This window comes from Nocardia sp. NPDC055321 (assembly GCF_053645575.1).
This window is the reverse complement of record NZ_JBSHMS010000023.1, coordinates 1-20,815: the sequence shown is the minus strand read 5'-3', so window position 1 is coordinate 20,815 and position 20,815 is coordinate 1. Positions and strand designations below refer to the sequence as shown.

The following is a 20,815-nucleotide window of genomic DNA, read 5'->3' as shown; positions in this document are numbered from 1 at the left end:
CGCGCCGAGGCGGCTAGCGCACCATGATCTACCTGCCCTCGGAACTCGAATGGCTGGGCTGGATCGTCGGCATGGAATGGCCCGACGGCAACGAAGACCAGATGTGGAATCTGGCCCAGGACTGGCGCACCGCCGCCGACGGGCTACGCGGCCTGCTCGACGAGGTCGGTGACGCGCGCTACGCCACCCTGGCCTCCTACCCGGACGGCAAGGGTTCGGAGAAGATGGCCGAGGCCTTCGATCTGTTGAGCGGCAAGACCGACGCCGACGACAGCACCTCGATTCCCGACCTGGCCAAGTATTTCGACTCCATCGGCGAATCGGCGCAGGACACCGGCACCGAGATCGAATACACCAAGCTGATGTTCTATTCGTCGCTGGGCCTGCTCGCGGCGGAACTCATTGCGGCGTGGGTGTTTCCACCGACCGCACCGGCGGTGGAGGCGGCGGCCATCGCGCTCACCCGCGTGGCGGTGCGCATCATCGGCGCCCGGGCGGTCGCCGCCATCGCGCGCTTCGCCGCGAAGATGGCGGGCTCCGCGCTCGCGAAATTCCTGCTCCGCCACGTGGCCATCGATTTCACGCTCGGCACGGTCCAGGAAATCGGCATTCAGCAGTACCAGGTGTCCAAGGGCTCCCGTAAGGAGATCAACTGGACCCAGGTCGGCGTCACCGCCATCAGCTCGGCCGCGGGTGGCGCGGCGGCGGGCCCGTTCGGCGGCTGGCTCGGCAACAACCTGGCCCGCCGCGGTCTGGACGGCATCGGCGGTGCGGGTCTGTCCAGCATCGGCGCGGGATTGGCCGGTGCCGGAGCGGGTTTCGTGGCGGCCACGGGCGCCCAGTTCGGTTTCGACGTGGCGCAGCACGGCTGGGATCAGGCCGTCGAGAATCTCTCGAACACCCAGTGGGATTGGCGCATGCTCACCGCCGGCGCGTCCAACGGCGCCATGTCCGGCATGAATCACCATGCCGCTCACAACTTCTGGAACTCCCGCGGCGGCGACGGCAGCAGCGACCCGCCCGCGCCCCCGCGCGCCCCCGACGTCGATCCGCCGACTCCGGGTTTGGACCCGGCCACCGGTCCGACGGGCGAGGATCCGAGCACGCGTCCGACCACTGAAGGTCAGGATCCCAGCACCCGCCCGACGACGGATGGTCAGGACCCGAGTACTCGCCCGACGACCGATGGCCAGGACCCGAGCACTCGCCCCACGAACGACGGCGAGAACAACCGCGCCGGCGACCCGGCCGCCGACGAGCCCACCCGCGGCGAGGATCGAACCCGCCCCGGAGCCCACGACACCAACGACCTCCGAGGTGCGCCACAGACTTCCGAGTCGAACGCCCCACGCGCCTCGATGCCCGACCCGACCACGAACCCGGCGCTGACTCCTGCAGCACCGACAGCGGCGGGCCCGACCACCACTCCCACGGCCGCGGCTCCCACCGCGGCGGCTCCGTCCCACAGCGCTCCCTCCTCAACCCCCGCGAGCCACAGCCCGAGCTCACCCGCCTCGAGCGCTCCACAATCGTCCGCACCCCGCGCGGATGCCCCCGCCAACCCTGGCGGGTCGACCGACAGTCGCGCGGGCATGGACGGTTCGTCCGCCCACCCTGATGCGGAATCCTCCCGCGCGGACGTCCCAGAGTCCGCCGGTCCGTCCGCCGACAACCCGTCCGACCCGTCCGCCGAATCCCCCCGCGCGGGCCTCTCCGACGATGCCGCACCCCCGGCGGCCGAGGTGTCCGCCGCCCCCTCGGACGCCCCACCGACCCACACGACCGATCCGTCGACCCACGACGCGTTCACCCCCGTGAGCGCCGATGCTCCGCATCCGACCTCGACGCCCTTCACCACCCCCGACGCGTCGCCAGCCAATTCGGATACGCAGACCTCCCTGGACCATTCGAAGGATTCCGCCCCCGCGACAACTCCGGCCGCCGCCCCGATGTCGCCATCCGCCGCGACGCCCACACCCGCCGCCGCCCCCGCGCCGACTACTTCACCGACGTCGACAACCTCGCCCTCGCCCGCGTCCACGACCTCGCCCGCGTCGACCGCGACACCCGGCGACCACCGCGCCCCCGCCGCGCCCTTGCGCCCGGACCTTGGTCCCGCGCCCCGCCCCGACGCCGCACCCCTCGCCGATGTCACCTCGCGTGCCGATGTCGCCCCGGGCGCCGGCGACCCTTCTCGCAGCGATGCGGACACCACTCCGCGTGCCAACACGGCTCCGGACGCGGGCGAATCCCCCCGTGCCGACGCCGACAGCACCCCGCGCGCTGACCTCGCCCCGACGCGCGACGACGGTCCGCACGCCGACGCCACTTCAGATGCCGGCGTCCCCCGAACCGATTCGGACCCGGGCGCGCGGCCGGACTCCGCTCTCATTGCCGATTCCGGCCCTCGAGTCGACTCCGACGCCACAGCGCGTCACGACGTTGCCGATACTCTGCCCGCCGATTCCCGCCCCGGGGCGGACTCGCGCGTGGCGGAAAGCGCTGCTGCGCGTCGCGATCCCGGTTCCCGCGCCGATGACCAGTCGGAGCCGTCTCAGCCCGGCGACGCCAGCACGGACGGCCCCCGTCCCGACAACGTCATCCCGTTCCCCGTGGACGCGTCCGCACCCCCGCAGCGCGACGGACGCGAGCGGCCCGCGCCCATCGCGGCCCGCCGCTCTGGCGGGGATCACTCGGCGGAGGCACCCGGACCCCGGCCCGAAAACGGGGGAGCCGCACGGGATCCGGAGGCACAGGCCGCCCACGACGCGGCGGTGAACTCGGCACTCTACGGCGACGACGGGCCGCCGGTCGATGACTGGTCGAACCGCACGCCGGAGCAGATCTCCGACGTGCTGCGCACGGTGCACGGCATCACGACCTTCGGCTTCGACTCGAACGTGCACCCGGAAGTGTTGCGGGAGTTCGCCCGTGCGGTCGACGACATCGTCACCAGGTACGGCGCGATCGACCTGCGCGAGGTCTCCATCCAGGGCATGGACGACCCGGACAACTACGCCGAGGCGTGGTCGGCAAGGGGTGCGGACGGCAGCATCGTCACCGAACGCCTGGTGTTGAACGCCGACTGGATGACCACGCCCGAACGCTTCGCGAACGCCGTGGCCGAAGACGAGGCGGCGGGCGACCTGGTGCCGAATTCTTCTGCCCGGCCGGTGTTTTCGACGGTCGCGCACGAGCTCGGACACGCCCTGGACTTCGCCGGGTATCTGGACGCCCGCGCACAGGCGCTGGACGCGCTGGTGGACCACTACGAGGCCACCTACAACATCCAGGATTGGACCGACGCCGAGAACGCGCGCTTCCAGGAGTGGCTGCACCAGCTCAGTGATTACGGCTTCGACGACAACGGCACGTTCGACGCCACAGAAGCCCTGGCCGAGGCTTTCACCGATGTCGAACTGAACGGTGAGGACGCGAGTGAACCCGCCCAGGTTCTCTACGACCTCCTGACCGGTATCGCCGACGACGCGACCAGCACCCGCGACCCCGAAGTCCCGCGCCCCGAGGTGCTGGACGCGGGTGACGAGTCGCCCAAGCGCGGCCGGAACCCCGGCGCCGACGATTCGACCGGCCGCCCCGACGGCGACGACTCGACGGGCAAACCGGCTGCGGATCAACCAGGTTCGGATGCTCCGGCCGACAGGCCCGGCGCCGATGACCCCGCGAACAAGCCGGAATCGGAGGATTCGGCAGGCGAGTCCGACGCCGATGCTTCGGCCGTCCCTCCGAACCCGGACGCCACGCCGACCCAGGAAATCCAGCCCCCGACCACTGCCGAAGCGATCGATCGGGCCAATGCGCTGATCGCCGAATCGGAGTCGCGCCTGGACGACATGCAGCGCCGGCTGGACGACGGCTTCGCGGCCCTGGATCGCCTGGTCGAACGTGGCCTGGACGCGGCGTCCCGCGGCGAGGAGCCCAACCTCGCCGACGCCATGGATCGCGCCGGCGATGTCCTCGACGAGTCCGTCAACCGCATGGACGAGCTGGCGCGCCGCATCGACGACGGACTCGCCGCGATTCGCGAGGCCATCGACGCCGGCTTCGCCAGGACCCCCGAAACGCCGGGGCAGGAACGCAATTCGGACGGCTCGTTCCAGCGGCCCGAAGCGGATGCGCCTGCGGATCGCCGCAACGACGACGGTTCGTGGCAGCGCCCCGACGCCGAAGCCCCCGGCGACCGCCGTGCCGATGACGGTTCGTGGCAGCAGCGTCCCGAGGCGAAAACCCCTGTCGCAGAACGCAACCCCGACGGCTCCTGGCAGCGCCCGGGCGACCCGCCCGGCATGCTCCGCGAGCCCGACGGCACATGGCGCCCCGACACCCGCAATCCGGACGGCTCCTGGCAGTCCCCGGTCTCGGACACCACGCGCACGGACATCCCGATCTCCGACGCCACCCGCCCGGATCTCCCCGCAGCCGATGTAACCCGCCCGGATATCCCCGCGAATGCCACGCGGCCCGATATCCCGAGCACCCCCACGCGCCCGGATCTCCCCACCCCGGAACCGACCCGCGCCGATGCAACCCGCCCCGATCTCCCCGCCCACGCGACCCGCCCGGACCTCGCCGACGCGACCCGCACCGACATCACCAGGCAGAACACCCTGCCGCTGGACATGCGCCCCGAAATTCCCACGGCGCCGCTGCCCGCCCGCCCGGAACCGGCCGGCCTGGCCGATCGACTGCGCCGCCTGCGCGACGAGCTCCTCGACTTCCTGCGTCAGCACGCGCAGATCCTGCGCCATCCGTCCGGCAACTTCAACGACGCATTCGGTTCGTCGTTCGCCTGGGAGGGCCTCACGGTGCTGGCCGGCGGCACCGCGCGACTGGACTCCGAGGACAGTCTCATCCGGGTGGTCAAGGAGGTCATCGAGCTTTTCAAGAAGCGCGGTCGCGTCGCGGAGTTCCTGCGCGGTATCAAGGCCGATCGTGCGGACGACTTCGAGATCCCGGTCAACGAGGACGGCACACCGAATCGCTTCTGGGAGAACGAAGCCGATCCGGAACTGGCCGGCCAGGTCGACATTCCCGAGCGCCTGCGGCAGCACTGGGAGTATCTGGATTCGCGCCTGCCCGAGTCGCGACAGCCCGAGGTCACCCAAGATCTGCTGGACCCCCGCGAGCGTGCGCAACGCCGGGTCGACATGGTCGACGAGCTCGAGGATCTCGCCCGCCGCTATGTGGCCGAGAACGAGCGCGTCCCGTTCAGCGACAAGCTGCCCCTGGACGGCGAGGGCCGTGTCACCGAGGACCCAGGCCAGCGCTTTCTGCGTGAGCTGCTCGGCCCCGACCGGGTCACGTTCCTGGACAACCAGGGCGTCAACAACGGCAACGAGTCACCCGACCCCGGTGGCCCCCTCGGCGACGAGTACCGCGAGGCAGGTCAGCGCCGCCGCGAACTGGTGGAGGACCTCGGCATTCTCGCCGACCAGTTCGACATCACCTTCGCCGATCTGGTCGACGACCTCGAGGGCACCGTCGCCCGCCTGCGAGCCGAGGCCCTCCTGGAACAACTCCGCGTCGAAAGCACCTACGGCTCTCCGCCGACCCGCCTGGATGAGACCCCGCCCTTCGGCACCCCGCTCCCGCCCGCCGCAGGCCCGCACCCGTCACCCGAAACCCGCACGGATACAACGAACCCCGACGGAATCGATCCATGGGCGACCCGTCCGGGCGACTCGGATCCCGCCGCCACTCGCCCCGATGGTTTCGATCCGAGCGCGACGCGTCCGGATGGGTGGGATCCCGGTGTCACTCGCCCCGATGGTGTCGACCCGAACGCGACCCGTCCGGATGGGTGGGATCCCAGTGTCACTCGCCTCGACGGTGTCGACCCGAACGCGACCCGTCCGGATGGGTTGGATCCCAGCGTTACGCGCCCTGATGGTGTCGATCCGAATCAGACCCGTCCCGATGCGACGGCAGGCAAGCCCGTCGCCGATGTTTCGGCCGTCCCGCCGAACCCGGACGCCACGACGACTCAGGAAATTCAGCCCCCGACCACGGCCGAAGCGATCGAACGCGCGAATGCGCTGATCGCCGAATCGGAGTCGCGTCTGGACGACATGCAGCGCCGGCTGGACGACGGCTTCGCGGCCCTGGATCGGCTGGTCGAACGCGGCCTGGACGCGCCCGCCCGCGGCGAGGAACCCAACCTCGCCGACGCCGTGGACCGTGCGGGCGACGTGCTCGACGATGCCGTCCGGCGACTGGACGAGCTACAGCGCCGGATAGACGACGGCCTCGGCGCCATCAGCGACGCTATCGACGCCGGTTTCGCCCGCACCCCGGAATCCCCAGGTGGAGAACGAAACCCTGACGGATCGTTCCAACACCCGGATCCGTCCCGTGTCGACGGCGCCGCCCCTCTCGATCGTTCGGACTCGGAGACGCCCGGCGATCGCCTGAGCGAGGATGGCTCCCGGCAACGCCCCGACTCGGAACCTCCGGTGGCCGAACGTAATCCGGATGGTTCGTGGCGGCGTCCGGGCGATCCGCCGGGCATGCTGCGGGACGCCGACGGCAAGTGGCGCCCGGACGTTCGCAACCCCGATGGCTCCTGGCGATCTTCGGGGCCGGAGACGACGCGCACCGACATCCCCCGGTCCGACAGCACGCGTACGGATACGACCCGGCCGGACATTCCGGTCGCCGAGCAGACCCGTCCTGATCTGGCCGCGACCACCCGCCCGGATCTCGCCGCGGTGACTCGGCCGGACCTCGCCGCGACGACTCGCCCCGACTTCGCGGGTACAACCCGCCCGGATGCCGCGTCCTCGACCCGCACGGATATCACCCGGCAGCAGACGCTTCCGCTCGATGTGCGTCCCGAACTGCCCACCGCCCCGCTGCCGGTCCGGCCCGACGCGCCGAGCCTCCTCGAACGGCTGCGGCAGATCCGCGACGAGATTCGCGATCTGCTCCGCGATCACGCGAACATCCTGCGGCACCCGTCGGGATCGAACAACGACAGCTTCGGTGCTTCCTTCGCGTGGGAGGGTCTCACCGCCCTGTTCGGCGGCAGAGCGCAACTCGACAGCCCGGACGCTCTCATCCGGATAATCAAGGAAATCGTCGACCTCTACAAGGGGCGCGGCCGAATCTGGGAGTTCTGGCGCGGCGTCAAGGCCAATCGCGCGGACGATTTCACGATCCCGGTGAACGAGGACGGAACTCAGAATCGCTACTGGGAGACCGAGGCCGACCCGGACCTGCTCGCTCAGGTCGAGGTCCCCGAGCGCCTGCGGCAGAACTGGGATTGGCTGGATGCCCGCCTGCCGGATACCCCGCCGGCCGATGTGACCCAGGACCTGCTGGATCCCCGCGAACGCGCACAGCGCCGAGTCGACGCGGTGGACGAGCTGGAAGCCCTTGCCCGTCGCTATGTGGCGGAGAACGAACGCGTCCCCTTCAGCGACCAGCTGCCCCTGGACGCCGCCGGCCGCGTGACCGAAGACGTCGGCCAGCGCTACCTGCGCGAACTGCTGGGCCCCGACGCGGTCACCTTCCTGGACAACCAGGGCGTCAACAACGGCAACGAACGCCCCTCCCTGGACGGGCCCCTCGGCGACGAGTACCGCGCGGCCGGGCAGCGTCGCCGCGAGCTGGTGGAGGACCTCGGCATCCTCGCCGACCAGTTCGACATCACCTTCGCCGATCTGGTCGGCGATCTCGAGGGCACCATCGCTCGCCTGCGCGCCGAGGCCCTGCTGGAACAACTCCGCGTCGAAAGCAGCTACGGCTCCCCGCCGACTCGCCTCGATACGACCCGGCCCTTCGGCACCCCGCTCCCGCACGCTGCCGCTGAAACTCGCACCGACGCGACAACTTCCGATGTCCCCGGCCCCCGGGAGACCCGCCCCGACGGCGTCGATCCGAATGCGACGCGCCCGGATGGCGTGGACTCGCCCACGACTCGTACCGATGGATTCGATCCCGCTGCCACTCGTCCCGATGGTTTCGACCCGAACGAGACCCGCTCCGACAACGCGGCCCCGCAGACCACCCGCCCGGACACCGCCGACCCGAACGCCACCCGCCCCGACGCCATCGATCCGAACAGGACCCGTTCTGACGGAACCGATTCGAGCGTGACCCGCCCCGACGGCATCGACCTGAACGCCACCCGCCTCGACAGCGCCGATTCGAGCGTGACCCGTCCCGTAGGCGTCGACCCGAAGGCGACCCGCTCCATCGGTCTCGAACCACCCCGCCGCCAGGCATCCGACGACGATCCCGACGGCCCTGAGTTCTTCGACGGCAGCGACTGGGGTTCGGACCCGAACCCCGCCGGCGATTCGCCGATGCCGAACCACGCCGACCCCGCCCCGCATCCGGACGTGGTGCACGCCGACGCCACCGACACCCAACCCGGTCACGATCCGTCGAACGACACCGTGCCCGACGCGGATTGGTCCCCCCGCCCCGACGACGACTGGTCCAGACGCGACCGCGTGGAAATCGCCGACCGGCTCACCGAGATCCTCTCGGACCGCCGCACCGACGGCGTCCCGATCCAGGTGATCGGCTTCGATAACGCGAACGTTCCCACCGAGGTGATGCGCGAATACGCCCGCGCCATCGAGGAAATGCTGACCCGGTATCCCACGGTCGACCTGCGCGGCGTCTCGATCGAGCCGATCGCCGACGACAAGGTCTACGCGGAAGCCGCACCGGCCCGCGATGATTCGGGCCGCTGGTACACCGAACGCCTGGTCCTCAACGAGCGGTTCGCGACCTTCCCCGTGGAGTTCCAGTCCAGTCTGGCCCGCGACGAGGCCCGCGGTGGCATGGTCCCCGGCTCCGGCGCCCGCCCCGTCTACTCGACGATCCTGCACGAGTTCGGCCACGCCCTGGACTTCGAAGGCCAAATGCACGCCAGGGAACGGGCTTTCGACGCCCTGGCAGACCACTTCGAAGCGACCCGCGGCGGTATGGACGTGGACGCGTTCCACGCCTGGATCACCGAGCTCAGCGGCTACAGCTTCCGCGAGGACGGCAGCTTCTACGCGACCGAGGCTCTCGCCGAAGCGTTCGCCGATGTGGAATCCAACGGCGACAACGCTTCCGAAGCGGCGAAAGTCCTGTACTGGTCTCTCCTGGACGCTGCCGCCGACCAGTCGCCCAACCCTCGACTGCACACCGATGGCGTGCACGACTCGGCGACCCGCCCCGATACCGAACAGATCAGCAGGTCGGAGGCGAGCCCGCGCCCCGACCCGGGCTCCCCGGCGCGCCCGGACTCCGCGGCGGCAGCCCGCCCGGACGCCGTCGATCCCCGCCCGGACGCGAACCCCCGGCCGAACCCGGATCCCGACCCCGTCGACACCCGGCCCGGCGCGGACGAGCGGCCCCGCGATACCCCGGATCCCGCGCGCCGCGAATCGATGCCCGATCGGCCGAACGATCGATTGGAACCCGCCGGCCCGCCACCGGAGCGCCCCGACGCCGACCGGGTCACACCGGAGCAATCCGTCCTGCGTGATCTCGCGTATGGATCGGACAGCACGAACGACTCGTGGGTCCAACATCGCCCGGATCCGCAGTTGCTCAATGTGGCAGAGACTTTGGCGCGAACCGACGACGGCCGTGCCGTACTCGAATCGCTCCGGGAGGCCGATGTCACCCTGCGCCTGATCGACAGCGATGGCGGTCCGCAGGGCGATTCCTTCGATCCGGTGGCGCGCGAGCTGCTCATCGATATCCACGGTCGTGACGAGTTGGCGCAGGCCGCCGCGATCGCCGCGGCGTCGGTGCACGTGGACGCCGCGCTCAACGCTCCCGAATCGGTCGACGCGTCGCCGCGGACGGCCGCGGAATCCTTCGCACGGCAGGCGGATGTTCTTTCCGCCCTGCGGGAGGAGGGCTTGGAGACCCGCAGCCCGCTGCTCGACGTCGCGGGCGTCGAGTTCGAGGAGCTGGTCCGGCGCACCTACCTGGACGCGCGGGACGCGGCGCTGCGCGACGCACTCGCGGCCGATCTGCCCGAACCGGATGCCCGGCGGCTGGCGCGGGAAGCAGGCATCGACGCCCTGCTCGCCGATCCGCTCTTCAGCGGCCCCGAGACAGCTGATCGCCCAGCCGGTCTCGCGACGCGATACGACGACCTGCCCTCGCATCGGGCGGAGAGTCCACTCCCGAACCCGGAGATCGACCCCCGGACCCTGCGGGACGCCGCCGCGGCTTCCGAGGCCCTGCGAACCGCTGCACAGGGTTACGACCCCGGGACACCCATCAGCCGCTGGGCGCTCGACACCTTGAACCGGAACGGCGTCGACCTTCGCTTCAGCGACGATCCGGGCGCACAAGTGACGGAGTCCGCCGATGGCAGTCCTCAGCGAGGCGAGTCGACCGGCTACCAACCCGCGACGAATACCGTTGTGCTGTCGCACTCCTCATCGCTCGCCGACAATGTGGCCGAGCTCGTCCGAGCGGCTTCCCTGCTCGAATCAATGGCAGGAGCGGATGTTCCGCGCGAGCGCAACGCCCTGAGCCGCGACGAGTACATACGCACCATGCTGACCCGGCAGGCGGAGAGCCTCGCGCTCGCCTTCGAACACCTGCGGGCGGCGGAGGCGGCATCGCCGGGAGACCGCGCGCGGGTGCCCGATCCGCTCGAAAGGACCTTCCGCGAAGCGCGCGATCGAGCACTGCGCACTGCGCGCGGCGCCTACGCGGGCAACAACGCGATCACCCCGCGCATGCTCGAGGCCGCAGCGTATCGAGCGGGCGTGCGGGCGATCGCACCCGTGCTGCTCTCCGACGGTCCTCGCGTCGCGGGCAACGACCTGGGTACGCACTACGGGGCGGAATGGGATAGGGCACACGGCATTCAGCCGGGCTCCGAGGCCCCGGCGGGACTGCGGCCCGACCATGATTCCCGGCGCACGCACGAGCTCCGGGCCGAGGACTACGCCCTGGACATCGAGCAGTTGCGCGGACTTCGCGACCTGGGACTCCCGATCCCGGTCGGGCCCGCCGAGCGGGTGTACACCGACGCCTACGACCGTGCGCTGCACCGCTCCAATGCCGATGACCCGCAGCGGGTTGCGGCGAACGCCGGGCGAGATGCCTTGCGCCGCTATCTCGATCGCACCGGTCTGCGTGACGCAGAGGTGCTGTTCGACGTCGTGCGCGCGTACGGCGAGAACGGTGAAGCACGCTGGGGTCAGCCGGATTCGGACCACCCCGTCCGTGATGTCGGCGAGCCCGGCGACCGGCAACCCGCGCGCCCGGTCGCGGAGCAACCGCGACTGTCCGAGGCGGAGTCTCGCGCACTCTCCCGCCTGGCATCGGATACCGAGCTGCGGCGGCATTCGCATATGCCCGGTCATCGATTGAGCGATCACGTCGTGCAGCTCACCAACTCCAGCCGTGCCGAAGCGCGCCTTGTGGTTTTCGCGACCGACGGGGAACACATGCGGGTGTTGCGGGAGCTCGGTGAAGCCGACAACCGCTACGCGGAAGCGCTCTGGGATGGTCGGCGACAGCTCGACTACCGACTCGTCACCCCGGACGGTGCGGGTGGCGTCCGGGTGGAGCACCTGTCGCCGGATGCCGCGGAAGGGTCGATGCGTCGTCCGACCCTCGACGAGGCCGTCGGGGAGATGCTCACGCGTTACCTCGGGTACCGCGCGGAGGGTGGCACCGAGCTGGGCTTCCGGGAGTGGATGGCGCAGCTCGGCGCCGGGAGTTTCCGAACCTCGTGGGTCGAGGACGGCTCCGGTACGCGGCGGCAGGTTCCGGTGGAACTGATGGACGACTTCCTCACCCACGGCAATCGGACAGCGCATCGCGAGGACGGCATCACCCACCCCCATCCGGCGGCGGTGGCCCGAGATCTGATGACCCGGCAGCTGCCCATGCCGCCGGTGCAGCGGCCGGGCGAGGAACTGGACGCGCACCGCCGCTCGGATCCCGATCGCTACCACGACTTCTCTTTCACCGCCGGTCCTTTCGAGCTGCGCCTGTGGCTGGAGCGTGATGGACAGGGCGGTTGGCGCATCCCGCCGCCGACCGGGCAGGGCGGAATATCCGACGCGCTGGCCCGCCGGTTCGGTCACCTCACCGGCCCCTCGCCCGAGGCCCTGGGCGCGCGCATCACTCGGACACTCTTCGACGGCTCCGCGCCGCTGGGTCCCGAGGAGGCAGCGGAGCGTCCGCGGAACCTGTGGCAGCGCATGACCGATCGCCTGACCGGCCGCGGCGCCGAGCCCACATCCGCCGACGGGTTGGACGCCCTCCGGCCGAACCGCGCGGACCTGCCCGACGAGCCGGCGCAGCGCCGCGCGACTCCCGAAGAGCCGTCCGCCCGGGATCAGCTCGACCCGACGCGGTCGGAAGCATCCGACAGGCAGGTTCCGGACCGGTCGCAGGCCGATCCGGCCAACCGTTCGGACGCCGACTCGATCGACCGCTCGTCCGCGGACGACTCCGCACGCGATTGGTCACCGCGCCCAGACGACGAGTGGTCCACCCGGGATCGCGGCCAGATCGCCGACCAGCTCGCGGAAATCCTGTCCGCGGGCCGCCCCGACGACGTCGAGATCCAGATACTCGGCTTCGACAACCCGGATGTTCCCACCGAGGTTTTGCGCGAGTTCGCGCGGGCCATCGACGATATGCTCCGGCTCCACCCGGACGTCGAGGTGAATGCCCTGGCGATCGGCGACCTGCCCGCGCGCACCTATGCCGAGACCCAGGCCGGCGGCCGCGACAATCGCTGGCTCACCGATGCCATAGTCCTCAACGAGCATTTCGCCACCAACCCGGATGAATTCGCCCGCAGTGTGGCCCGGAGCGTGGAGGTCGGCGGCCTGGTTCCGGGATCGGATACCCGCCCGATCTACACGACGATCATCCACGAGTTCGCGCACGCACTGGATTTCGGCGGCCAGATGCGGGCCCGCTTCGACGCCTTCGACCTGCTGCTCGACGAGTACATCTCCCGGCGCGGCACCGACGCGGGCTTCGAGGACTGGGTCTACGACGGTCTGAGCCGCTACAGCTTCGACCGCGAGGGCATGTTCGATATGCCCGAGGCGCTCGCGGAGGCGTTCACCGATGTGCGCCTCAACGGCCGTGACGCCAGTGAACCCGCCCAGATCCTGCACCGAATCCTGCTGGACGCCTTCGACGCCGGCCGGGTGGCGCGGGACAATCCAGCCCCTGGCAACGCGGACGCTCCTGCTCGTCCTGCCGAGAACGAGAACTCGGACTCCACGCGAACTCATTCGGAGACAACCGATTCCGCTGTGCGCCCGGGCTTCAACCCGGATGGAACTCTCCAGCCACCCGAGCCCGTGAGTCCGCCGGCACGGCCCGGCTTCAATCCGGACGGCACGCTCCAGCCGCCGGACCCGGCGAGTCCGCCCGTGCGCCCCGGCTTCAATCCCGATGGGACGCTGCAGCCGCCCCGCCAAGCCTTCGGAGACGATGGCGCGCAGCCTGATTCGGGCCGCCAGGATTCGGCCGACAACGGTTCGACCACCCCCCGGCAGCCGGATGAGGACACCGCCGAGCTCCTGCCCGTCACCCCCGAGCCGGGCTCCGAGGGCTGGTTCGAGCGCATGCAGCAGGAGCAAGCCGACTGGCTCGCCCGCATGGAAGCCAAGCTCCTCGACTGGCTGGCGATTTTCGACCAACTTGAAACCGGCTCGGACACAACGCCTCCCGAGACCTCAGCTGCCGGAGACGGTCAGCCTCCGAACGATGGCCCGCCCACGCGCCAGGCCGCCGATGACGAGGACCCCGACGCGTGGCTCGATCGCATTTGGCGCGAGCACGACGCCTGGCTGGCTCGCATGTGGCGCGAACACGACGCCTGGCTGGCTCGCATGGACGCCGACCGCGCCGAATGGCTCGCGAGCTTCGACCTCCCCGAGTCGACCCGGAACAACCCGGACGCCCCGCCGAGCACCCGTGAACCGGCCTCGACGGTCCCCGGCGAGCCGCCCGATGCGGGCCCGCCCCTGCGCCCGGCGTCCGATCCCGACGATCCGGACGCGTGGTTCGACCGCGAGCGCGCCTCCCAGGCCGACTGGCTCGCGCGCATGGCCACCCAGCGCGCGGAGTGGCTGCACCGCATGGCCGACACCTGCACCCCCGGAAGCCCCGAGGAGTGGTCCGCCCGCTTCCGCGCCGACGCCGCGACCTGGGACGCCCAGATCGCCGCCGACCGTGCCGACTGGCTCTGGGATATGGCAGGCGGCCGCCCCGAGGTCGCAGCGACCCCCGAGTCCGGTGGGCCCAATCCCGCCGATCCGGTGACGACTCCGGAGCAGTCAACGACGCCCGACCCGTCGACGGTTTCCGATCCCGCGACAACCCGGCCCGAGGCGACCACCCGAAACCCGGCCACGATCCCGGACGGCTACACCCCCACGGTGCCCGATCTTCCCGTGGCGCAGGCACCGGGCGATCCGGCCACGACGCTCGGCGATCCCGACCCGAACTACACACCGACCCAGCCCGACATCCCGGGCATACACGAGGCCGAGACCCAGCCGATTCCGTTGGGGGAGCAGCCAACCGGGCCGGAGATCACTCCCGCCCCCGTCAACCCCATGCTCGCCTCACCGGCGCTGCGCGCACTCGCCGAACACCTCCTGCAACCGGGCGTGCGCGGCGCACCACCGGCCCGCACCCCCGAGCAGCAGGCCTACGTCGACCGCCTCGCCCACACCCCCGGCCTGCGCCAGGCCCTGGCAGGACACCCCGACGCCCTCGCCACCTTCCGCGAGATTGCCGAAATGGCCCGCGCACGAGGCTTGTTCGGCGACCCGGAGAACGGCGTCCCGCCCACCCCCATGGGCCCCGACGACTTCCGCCCCCTCACCGCCGACGAGCGCTACGCGGGCGAACAGTACTGGCGCACCGAAGCCGACCCCGACCAACTGGCCGCGATAGAAGCCGAGATCCGTGCCGCCGGCCTCGAAGACCGCCTGGCTCGAGCTGCCGAGGCCGAAGACGCCGCCTCCCGCCCGCCCCTCCCCGCCACCGAACCCACCCCGGCCCTGCCCCAGAGTTCCGCACCCGGGCCGGCCCACCCGTCAAACCCCGCCCCCGCCACGACGCGCCCTGACAACCCAGCGACCAGCCGTCCCGCGCCGCCGGCCACGACTCGCCCCGACAACCCCGCAACCACACGTCCGGCCAACCCAGCAACGACCCGCCCGGACGATCCGGCCGCCACCCGTCCGGATGAGACAACGACTCGCGTCGAGAACCCCGCTGCGACCCGTGGTGACGATCCGTCGACAACACGCCCGGACGACCCGGCTGTCACCCGCCCTGACAACCTTTCGACCACGCGCGCCGAGAGCCCAGCTGCCACGCGTGGGGATGACCCGGCGGCTACTCTTCCGGTCAATCCGGCCGTCACGCGCCCGGACAACCTGGCGACCACTCGCGCCGAGACCCCGGCTCCGCCGCGCGGGGATGACTCGTCGACGACCCGCCCGGACAACCAGACTGTCACCCGCCCGGATGACGCGTCGACCACCCGCGTCGAGAACCCCGCTGCCACCCGCGGCGACGACCAGTCGACAACCCGGCCCGACAACCCCGCTTCCGCAACGCGTCCCGACAACCCGGGCCCCCTCACCCGCCCCGACGCCCCCACTCGTTCCGAGCCGCGCATCCTCTCCCTCCCCGAGCTGCGCGCCGAGATCGCCGCCCGCCTCAACCTCTCCGAAGCCGATCTCACCCCCGCCCGCATGTCCGAGCTCGCCGGCGACCTGCAGTACCGAAACGTCTTGCGCGCCGGTGCGATCGAGGCGCTCGCCGACGCGATCCGGCGGCACGACGCCACCGACGATCCCGCCCATCGTGCCGAGCACGCCCGCACCCGAGACGACTGGGCGCGCCTGCTCAACGTGGACCCGGACGCGCTGCGCACCGACAGCGCCAGCGTCCTGGACGAACTGCGAGCCGAAACCTACCGCCGCGCAGCCGATGTCGCCGACCTGCTCGCCATCACGCACTACACCCCCGATCCGGCGGACGGCACCCGCATCGTGCTGGAGGCCGATGGCGAACGCATCCACGTGCGCATCACCGACGGCCCGGACGGCCGCGTGGTGGAGCAGGTTCCGCGCCCCGGCCTCCCGGCCGAGCCTGGCACGGGCAGCGCGGTCGAACGCCGTCCGCGCCCCGGCTTCTTCCGCAGGCAGTGGGAGAAGCTCAAGGCCGGATTCCCGGTATTCACACCGAAATACCCGTCCGGCTCGGGTCAGGACGGTCAGGTGCAGGTCCAGCTCGCCGTGGAGTTGGGGCACCTGCTCGACAACGGCGTGCTGATGGGACTCGAGAACGGCTTCAACCCGATTCGCCTGTGGAAGGAGATCGCCACCCAGTGGCAGGTCCGCGAGCGCCTCCCGCTCCTGAACCGCCTCACCGCCCGCATCGCGGCGATCTCCCCGGACGCGCTCCCCATGCGCACCCGAGACGGCGACCTGTACGAGCCGTGGTTCACCGAAGCCGACCCGGTGCTGCGCGCCGAGATCGAGGAGAGCCTGCGCCTGGCGGGCATGCCGGTCGGCGAGGAGCAGCTGGAAAACGTTCCACAGCACGAGAATCTGGCCGAGCGCCCCGAAATCCCCGAACCGCCGGCGCACACCTGGAGCCCGGACCTGCCGCAGCCCCTTGCGGACGCGGTCGACGCGCGCGACGCCGCCCTGACCGACCTGATCCGCATGGCACGCGAGCAGGGCATCGACCTGACCGGCGCCGACGCGGCGAGTCTGCGCCGCGCGGTCGACGAGGCGACCTACGAGCTCATGCGCCGCGCCGGAGCCATCGAGGGCCTGCGCGACGCCGCCACCCGCTACAACACCGAAGACGGCCGGGTTCCCTACACCCGCGAGATCAACTTCTCGGACAACGATCCCCTCGGCCGCTACCTGCGCGAGGTCCGCGCCGCCAACGAGGCGATCCTGGCCGACGAACGCGCCGAGGCGGCCCGCGCCCGGGCGCGCACGCCCCTCGAAGCCGACTACCTGGAGTACCGCGCCCGCCGCCCGCGCCCGACCTTCCTGGACGCGGTCGGGGTCAACAACGGCGGTGAGCCCGCGCGCGATTTCGACAACGCCGAGGAGGAACTGAGCAGCGAGCGCTCGGGTCGCCTCTTCGAAGCCGCGCTCATGCGCGACCAGATCCGCGACGAGCGCTCGAACTGGGCGCAGCTGCTGGCCGTGGACCTGGATGCGCTGTCCCCGGACAATCTCGCGCACACCATCGGCGATATGCGCGTGGATGTTCGCGACAGCGCCGACCGGCTCGGCGCCTTCGCCGACGCGGTCGACAACTTCCTGCGCCTGGACGACACCGCCCGCGATCAGGCGATCCAGCTGGGGGAGGGCACCGCCCGCGACTGGGTGGACGCGAACGGCGGCGTCATGGTCGATCGCGGTGTCGGCATCCTCCCGGGTGAACCCGGCGGCCCGCAGCGACTGGTCGTCATCCGCGGCGACTCCGATCACGACGTGCGCCTGGCCGACGCCCTGGCCGCCAACCCGCACCTCGGCGAGATGCTCAATCGCGGTGAGCTGCAACTGGATTACCGCATCGTCGGATTCGACGACCAGGGCGCCGTCACGGTCATCGACGTGGTTCCGCCGCAGGTGCGTTTCCACGATGTGGAGGCCGATGGCGACCGGCTGCCGCTCACGGTCCTGCGCGACGGAGTCGAGCCGTGGCGCATCGTGCAGGGCACGCTTCCGGAGCCGGACGCGCCGGTGCGCACCGAGCCGGATACCGCACCGGCGGCGCCCCGCGACCCGGATGTCGTTCGCGCGGAACGCAATGAGGTGGCCGCGCGCCTGTCGGTCTACCAGATGGACCTGGGTCCGGAGTACCTCCGCGACACCATCGACGCCCTGCGCCACGACAACGCCCTGCGCGCGGCGCAGATCGAAGGCATGGCGGATTTCATCCGTACCAGCGACGCCATCGACAACTTCCACGACCTCGATCGACATCTGGCGAACCTGGCCAACCGCTTCGGGCTGGACCCCACCGAGCTGACGGCCCGGAACCTGGCCGAGGCCATGGCCGATCCCGATGTGCGCGCGGTACGGCGACTGCAGGCGATCGAGGACCTGCTCAACTACGCGAAAGTGCTTCGGGACGGCACGGATTCGGCCGCCGTGCTGGCCGCCCGCGACGAGCTGGCCCGCCGCCTCGGGGTGCAGCCGGAGGACCTGTACGCGTCCAAGCACGTCAAGGACCCGGTCAGCGGCGAAATCGTCGGCTACCGGCCGGATCCCAAGAGCGTCAAGCCCGCCTCGCTGCTGCGGGCCATCAACGACCTACTGTACCGGTCGGGCGATCGTCCGGAACTGCTTGCGGCGCTGGCGGATTACATCGACACGCTCGGCCGGCTCGACCCCTACCGCGAGGCGATGCGGTACGACCCCGCCACCGATCCGCGCGCCGCCGACGGCGAACTCCCGATTCACGATCGCGACGCACCCGCGCTGCTGCGCGCGCTCATGAGCGAATCCATCGGCGAGCCGCCGATTTCCGACAACCCGTCCCAGGCCGCGAGCGTCTGGTCGCGCCTGCTCGGCGTCGACCTGAGTGATGATGCCGCGGTCGTCGACATCTACACCAAGCGGATGGTGGACCTGCACGAGCTGCTCTCGCCACGGCAGTTCGCCCATGTGCTGAACACGCTGCGTGACGGCGATATTCAGGCGGCGCACGACCGCTACGCCGACAGCGCGCGCGAAGGGCAGCGCCTGCTCACCCCCGAGCAACTGGCCGAGGTGGTGCAGCGGCTCCGCGACGCACGCTACTCCGACGTGTACGACCTGTACCGCGACGGCAAGATCGACAAGCACGAACGGCTCGAGCCCGCGAAGTTCGCCGAGCAGATCGAGACGCTGCGGCGTGAGATACGAGAACGTGAAGCCGACATCGACCTGCTCGAGCGGCTCGCGGCGGAGCACGGCGCGCTGACAGACCCGCCGGAACCCACCGCTCCGCCGCGCGATTCGCGCGATGTCGCCACCGATCTCGCCCAGGCGCGGCGCGATCTCGACCAGGCGCGCGCCGAGCTGGACTACACCCGCGATCGCCTGCCGCTGCGTCAGGACCGGCCGCTCACCGACGCGGATCTGACCCGCGAACGCCTGCCCGGCACCGTGGACTACCTGAACACCCGGAGCGAGGACGAGATAGGCGCGCCCGCGGTCGCCGACCAGCGCGTTCTGGACCTGCGCGACGCCGCCGAGCAGCACCACCGCGCCGAGGACCGAGTCGCCCGGCTTGAAGACGCCATGCGCGAGGCACTGCTGCGCGAGGCGGGTCCGGACGATTCGCCCGCGGACGCTTGGCGACGTGAACTCGACAGCGCCAGAGCCGAACTCGAAGCAGCGCTGGACGAGCTGCCCGGCAACAGCACGATGACCCCCGATCGCGCCGCCGAGATGATCGAGCGCCTGAACCGAATCCCCCTGGATCAGACGGACATCTGGACCGATGAGCTGCTCGCGGTCCGCGATGCCGCCGACCGCTACACCCAGGCACAGGATTTCCTGGCCCGCGCCGAGGCGGACGAGCTCGCCGCGTCCCGCGCGGCCGAGACTCCGGCCGACACGGCCCGCCGCGAACTCTCGACCGCCCGCCTGGATCTACTCGCCGCCGAAGCCCAGCGGGACGCGGCCCTGATCGGCCGCCCCGAGTCCGCTGCCGACCTGACCCGCGAGTGGGTCACCGCGACCCGAGAAGCGCTGTCCACCAACGATCCCCGTACCCTGACACCGGCTGACCGCGCCCGCCTGGACCTCGCCGACGCGGCCGCCCGCCAGCACGACGCCGCCGACCGCGTCGCCCGCTGGGAAACCGAACAGTCCCGCCTGGCTTCCCAGGCCGCCGCCGCGACGGACACCCCCCACACGGCCGCCGAACGTTCCCGCGAGGCCGCCGAGTCGGCCCTGAACGACGCGATCACCAACTTCCGCCGCAATACCGGCCTGAACGTGGCCCCCTCCGACCTGACCCCCACCCTCCTGAACACCACCCTCGATGACCTGGCCTCCCAAACGATCCGAGGCATAACCCCCCACAGCTTCGATTCCTTTACCACCCTCCGCGCCGCCGCCGAGTCCCTCCACCGCGCAACAGCTTTCGCCGACTGGGTGGCAGCGAACCTGCCCGACCCGGCGACCCCGACTCCGCCCGAAACGACAACCACCCCCGGCCGGGCGGAGCCGGCGACCGATCGTGATCCTGCGGAGGTCGCACCGACCCGCGATCCGGCAGAAGTCGGGCCGACTCGTGATCCGGTGGAAACCATGACTTCGGAACGCGACAACTCGGAGAACACCGAAGCGACGGATCAAGGCACGACTACGCCGGAAAGCTTCGATCCCTCAAACAAACCCGGCTCCGACGACGACCCTGACACCGGCGATTCCGGCCCCACGCCCGCCAAGCCCGGCGGCCCCACCGCCCCACCGACAACCCCCGCGTCGTCTGCCCCGCTCCCCACCCCCGAGCCCCCCACGCGCCCGGTACCCCAGACCCCGGGCCCGGTCGCGGACCCCGCCTCCCACCCGACAACGCCACCCCCACCCGCCTATCCGCCCCGCCCGGTAGTCCCCCCGGTGCCGTCGGCCCCGCCCCGCCCCGTCGGCCCGCCCATGCCGACGAACCCCCCGAAGCCCGCGCATCCGCCGATGCCGTCGGAGCCTCCGCGTCCGGCTTATCCGCCGATGCCGTCGGAGCCCCCGCGTCCGGCTTATCCGCCGATGCCGTCGGAACCGCCGCGTCCGGCTTATCCGCCGAT

1 protein-coding gene is annotated in these 20,815 nt (G+C 71.0%); it reads left to right on the top strand.

All coding sequences use genetic code 11. The features are described 5' to 3' along the window. Window positions 1-23 precede the first annotated feature (23 nt). On the top strand, window positions 24-20,815 hold a 20,792-nt coding region (locus ACWIGI_RS31005), incomplete at its 3' end, for a WXG100-like domain-containing protein (protein WP_454206311.1).